This window comes from Agromyces humi (assembly GCF_009720255.1).
Classification (GTDB): Bacteria; Actinomycetota; Actinomycetes; order Actinomycetales; family Microbacteriaceae; genus Agromyces; species Agromyces humi.
This window is the reverse complement of record NZ_WJSP02000339.1, coordinates 1-4,075: the sequence shown is the minus strand read 5'-3', so window position 1 is coordinate 4,075 and position 4,075 is coordinate 1. Positions and strand designations below refer to the sequence as shown.

Annotated in this window: 4 protein-coding genes and 2 pseudogenes; 4 read left to right on the top strand and 2 right to left on the bottom strand. The window is 72.0% G+C overall.

Going from position 1 to position 4,075, the window contains the following annotated elements:
• Window positions 1-131: pseudogene (locus GH736_RS25785) on the bottom strand (PhoH family protein); the annotation flags it as partial.
• Between the two features lie 205 nt (window positions 132-336).
• A pseudogene (locus GH736_RS18540) lies at window positions 337-1,848 on the bottom strand (GAF domain-containing protein); the annotation flags it as partial.
• A 200-nt stretch (window positions 1,849-2,048) separates the two neighbouring features.
• On the opposite strand from GH736_RS18540, the gene GH736_RS18535 reads away from it, so the two are divergent.
• From GH736_RS18535 to GH736_RS18520, 4 genes are all read left to right on the top strand, one after another.
• Window positions 2,049-2,705, top strand: coding sequence for a response regulator (locus GH736_RS18535; RefSeq protein ID WP_159605981.1), 657 nt, complete (start codon window positions 2,049-2,051; stop codon window positions 2,703-2,705).
• A 108-nt stretch (window positions 2,706-2,813) separates the two neighbouring features.
• Window positions 2,814-3,119 carry an NIPSNAP family protein gene (locus GH736_RS18530; RefSeq protein ID WP_159605979.1) on the top strand — a complete coding sequence of 102 codons (306 nt, stop codon included), beginning with the start codon at window positions 2,814-2,816 and terminating at the stop codon, window positions 3,117-3,119.
• 77 nt (window positions 3,120-3,196) lie between these two features.
• The gene (locus tag GH736_RS18525; RefSeq protein ID WP_235934455.1) at window positions 3,197-3,769 is read left to right on the top strand and encodes an RNA polymerase sigma factor; all 573 of its coding nucleotides are present in this window, start codon (window positions 3,197-3,199) and stop codon (window positions 3,767-3,769) included.
• Between the two features lie 110 nt (window positions 3,770-3,879).
• The coding region (locus GH736_RS18520) for a hypothetical protein (protein ID WP_159605977.1) at window positions 3,880-4,075 on the top strand (196 nt) is incomplete at its 3' end.

The window sequence follows — 4,075 nt, the reverse complement described above, 5'->3', positions numbered from 1 at the left end:
CCGAGCTCCTGGCCGCCGACCGCGTACAGCGGCCGGAACACCATGATCTTCTTGTGCTGCTGGCGTTCGAGCACCATCTCGAGCCCCGCGCAGAGCGCGAGAGCCGACTTGCCGGTGCCCGTCGCGACACCGGAGCGCGATGTCGACGCGCGCGGCCCCGGCGTGCTTCCCCGCGTTGGCGAGTGCCTCCGAGACGACGGAGTACGCGGCGACCTCGACGGGGTCGGCCATCCGGGGAAGGGCGTCCATCTGCAGCTGCGCCGGAACGGGGGATCGGCGTGCCAGGGCGCGCACGGCCGGGGCGAGTCCGCCTTCGGAGAGGATCGCCGGATGCAGGCCCCGTGACAGCTCCCGAAGTTGCTCGAGCGTGTCCGACAGCTGTTCGGCGACGCCCACGAGTCGGGCGCGTGAGGCTTCCGACCCCGGGGGCAGGGACTGCTCCACCGCATGCAGGTCCAGCGCGATGCTGACGAGACGCTGCTGGATGCCGTCGTGCAGGTCGCGCTCGAAGCGGCGACGGGTCAGGTCGGCGGTCTGCACGATCCTCGTCCTCGACGCGATGAGGTCGGATCGTGACTTCAGGTTGCCGATCGCGGTCGCGAGGAGTTCGGTGAACTGTCCGATCCGGGCCTCGGTGTCACCCGGCAGCCGCTCGGGCCCGCTGGTGACGACGACGATGGCCCCCCAGAGCTGGTTCTCGACGATGACGGGGCTGGCGACGGCACACGTGATCCCCTCGCGTCGGCTGAGCTCGGCGAGGCCGCCCACGGCGTAGTCGAAGTCCTCCTGCCGAGCGGGGCGATGGGTTCGCCAGACCTCCGCCGCCGTATTGTCCCCTTGGAACGGCAGCCGCTGGTCGACGTAGGCGGTCATGTCGGGGCTGCCCCACGCCGACAGCACCGTGATCGTCTCGTCGGCCTCGTACCGCAGCATCACCGCGCCCCGCGCGCCGAGCAGCAGCGCGACCTCTCGCACGATGGTGGCGGAGGTGTCCGGCCATTCCCCCCGTGCGACGGTGGTGGCCACCCGGCGCAGTGCCGCCTGCTCGTCGGCCAATGCGCGCAGCGCCTCCCTGGATTCCAGGTTGGCGAGGGCGACGGCCACGAGGTCGGCGAACTTCGCCATGCGCTGCTCCGTGTCCGGGGGCAGCGGAGGTTCCCGGTCGGAGCCGACGACGAGGGCGCCCCACACGCGCCCGTCGACGACGATGGGCGCTTCCACGGTGGGCGGTCCGGCCGCGAGCGGCCCCCGGCTCCCGAGGAAGGTGGCGGTGCCGTTCGCTTCGTAGCGGCGCAGCTCGGCACCCGGGACGCCGAGGAGCTTCCCGAGCTCTTCTGCGACGGCTGCGAACACCTCGTCGGGCGCCGCTTCGCGAGCGACGAGCTCGGCCACGCGGAGCAGCGCCGCCTGGTCGGCGGCGAGTTCGGTGACGGCGGCCTGGGCGGTGCTGTTCGCCACCGCCGACGTCACGAGCTCGGTGAAGTCCGACAGCAGGCGTTCCGTCTCCGGGGGGAGCGACGCGGGGCCGATGGAATGCACGAGGATCGCTCCCCAGACCTCGTCCCGGAACGGCACGGGCGCGCCGACCGATGACCTCACCCCGTACCGCTGCCTGGTGATCGCCGACGCGGTGTCGTGCACCGCACGCGGGCGGTCCTCCCGGACGGCGGCCCTCGCGTCGGCGATCTCCTGCGCCAGGGCGTCGACCGCGAGCGGCCAGCGATCCAGGTCGACCATCCGGTCGCGACGCGCGGCCCACGCGGCGACGACCATGGGGCGGTCGCGGCCCTCGAACTGCAGGATCTCGAGGAAGTCCGCCCCGACGGAGGACGCCACGTGACGGGCCACGCTCTCCAGCACGACCACGGCCGGCGTGCCGCGCGCGATGAGACCCGCGGTCCTCCGGAGGGCCGCCAGCTCGGCGGCGAGCACGTCGCTCTCGTGGGGTACTTCCTGCACGTGACACCTCGATGTGGGGCGAACCTGTTGTCTCGAACCTCGCGCACGCTCAGACTGGCACAGATGCCGAGATTCGTTCAGGGAACGTGATGCCGGGAACCCGGGTGATCATCGCGGACGACGACGTCCTCCTGAGGGAGGGACTCGCGAGCCTGCTGACCCAGTCGGGGTTCGACGTGGTGGCCCAGGCGCCCGATGCATCCCGGCTCCTCGAGCTCGCGGGCGAGCACCGCCCGGGCCTGCTGATCATCGACATCCGGATGCCGCCCACGCACACGCTCGAGGGGCTGGAGGCGGCGACCGCCGTCCGAGCCGCCGACCCCTTCATCGGCATCGTGGTGCTCTCGTCGTACGTCGAGGTCCAGCACGCCATCGAGCTCCTCGGGAGCGGGCCGCGGATCGGGTACCTGCTCAAGCAGCGGGTCACGATGGTGCAGGACTTCGTGGCCTCCCTGGAACGCGTCGCCGGCGGGGAATCCGTCATCGACCCGGCGCTCGTGCAGGAGCTCGTCCGGGCACAGCGGTCGAAGGACCCGCTGGGCGACCTGACCGCTCGCGAGCGCGAGGTGCTGTCCCTGATGGCGCAGGGGCGCTCGAACGTCGGCATCGCCCGCGTGCTGCACGTCTCCGAGGGCACCGTCGAGAAGCACGTCCACCGGATCCTGGCCAAGCTCGGCCTCGGCGACGACGACGCCTCGGCGCATCGCCGGGTCCTCGCCGTGATCGCGTTCCTCGACGCCGCGTGAGTCGACCGGCATCGTGCCGGGTCGTCGCGGGCGAGGTCGGCGGTCCGGGCCGTAAGATTGGCAGGCATTCACGGGGTTCCCTCCCGCGATCGATGCGAGCGTGGACGAATGATCACCATCCACCTGCGCTACGAGATCGATCCCCACAGGCTGTCCGACTTCGAGGAGTACGGGCGGCGATGGATCCACCTCGTGAACCGGCTCGGCGGTACGCACCACGGCTACTTCCTGCCGAGCGAGGGCGACAGCGATGAGGCGTTCGCGCTCTTCACGTTCCCGTCGCTGGCCGAGTACGAGCGGTACCGCATCGCCGCGACCACCGACCCCGAGTGCGTGGAGGCCAACCGGTTCGGCGCGGAGACCCGCTGCTTCCGGCGCTACGAGCGCCGGTTCCTGACGCCGATGTTCGACTGAGGCGGTTCCACCGCATCGCGCACGACGAATCCCCTCGCTCCGTGCAAGACTCGCGGCAGATCCGACACATACCGGGTGTGAGGATCGCCAGCACCGCAGCCGAGACCGACGCGACCGAGGGGGTGGCGATGCCCGAGGGCGCCGACCAGACCGCGACCTCCGACGAGGTCGCCTGGTTCACCGGAGTCGTGCGGGAGCACTCGACGGCCCTCGTCCGCTACTTCGCGCGCCGAGGGCCGCGGCAGGACGCCGAGGACCTCGCGGCCGACGTGTTCGCGACGGCCTGGCGCCGCCGCGCCGACGTGCCGCCCGACGCGGTGCTGCCATGGCTCTACCGCACCGCGGGCTTCACGCTTGCGAACCACCGGCGCAAGACGGTCGACCTCGCCGTCGACGAGGTGCCCGAGTCCGGGGCGGTTCGCGTGGGCGACGACCCCGAGCTGAGCGCCCTGTTCGATGCCGAGCTCCGCGGGGCGCTTGCGAGCGTGGGCGAGCGCGATCGGCAGATCCTCCTGCTGCACGCGTGGGAGGGCCTCGACGGGGCCGAGCTCGCCGAGGTGCTCGGTATCTCCCGCTCGGGGGCGGATGCCGCGCTCTCGCGTGCCCGCAAGCGCCTCCGGGAGGCCTGGGGCGAACGGCTGTCGTTCTAGCCGCTTGCCGGCACGGCGCTGCGAGGACGCCGACGCCTCCGGTAGCGGTGCAAGGTTCGCGCCGCGCCGGACATATCCGTCTATGAACGCAGTCACGGAGGGTGATCGACATGCATGACGACAACGAGCTCGACCCGGTGGAGCGGCTTCGCGCCGCCGACCCCGCCGCGTCGGTCGAGCCCCGAGCCGGGTTCGCCGACGAGGTCGTCGCCCGGGCGACCGCGCCATCGACGGATGCCGCATCCCTGACCGAGACCGCGGCATCGAGCACGGAGGCCCGATCGGCCGAGCCGTCGCCCGTCGCCG

What these genes read in the sequence shown, in the direction of transcription:
- GH736_RS18535 (WP_159605981.1), top strand. Translation starts at nt 2,049, where the DNA reads ATGCCGGGAACCCGGGTGATCATCGCGGACGACGACGTCCTCCTGAGG.
- GH736_RS18530 (WP_159605979.1), top strand. Translation starts at nt 2,814, where the DNA reads ATGATCACCATCCACCTGCGCTACGAGATCGATCCCCACAGGCTGTCC.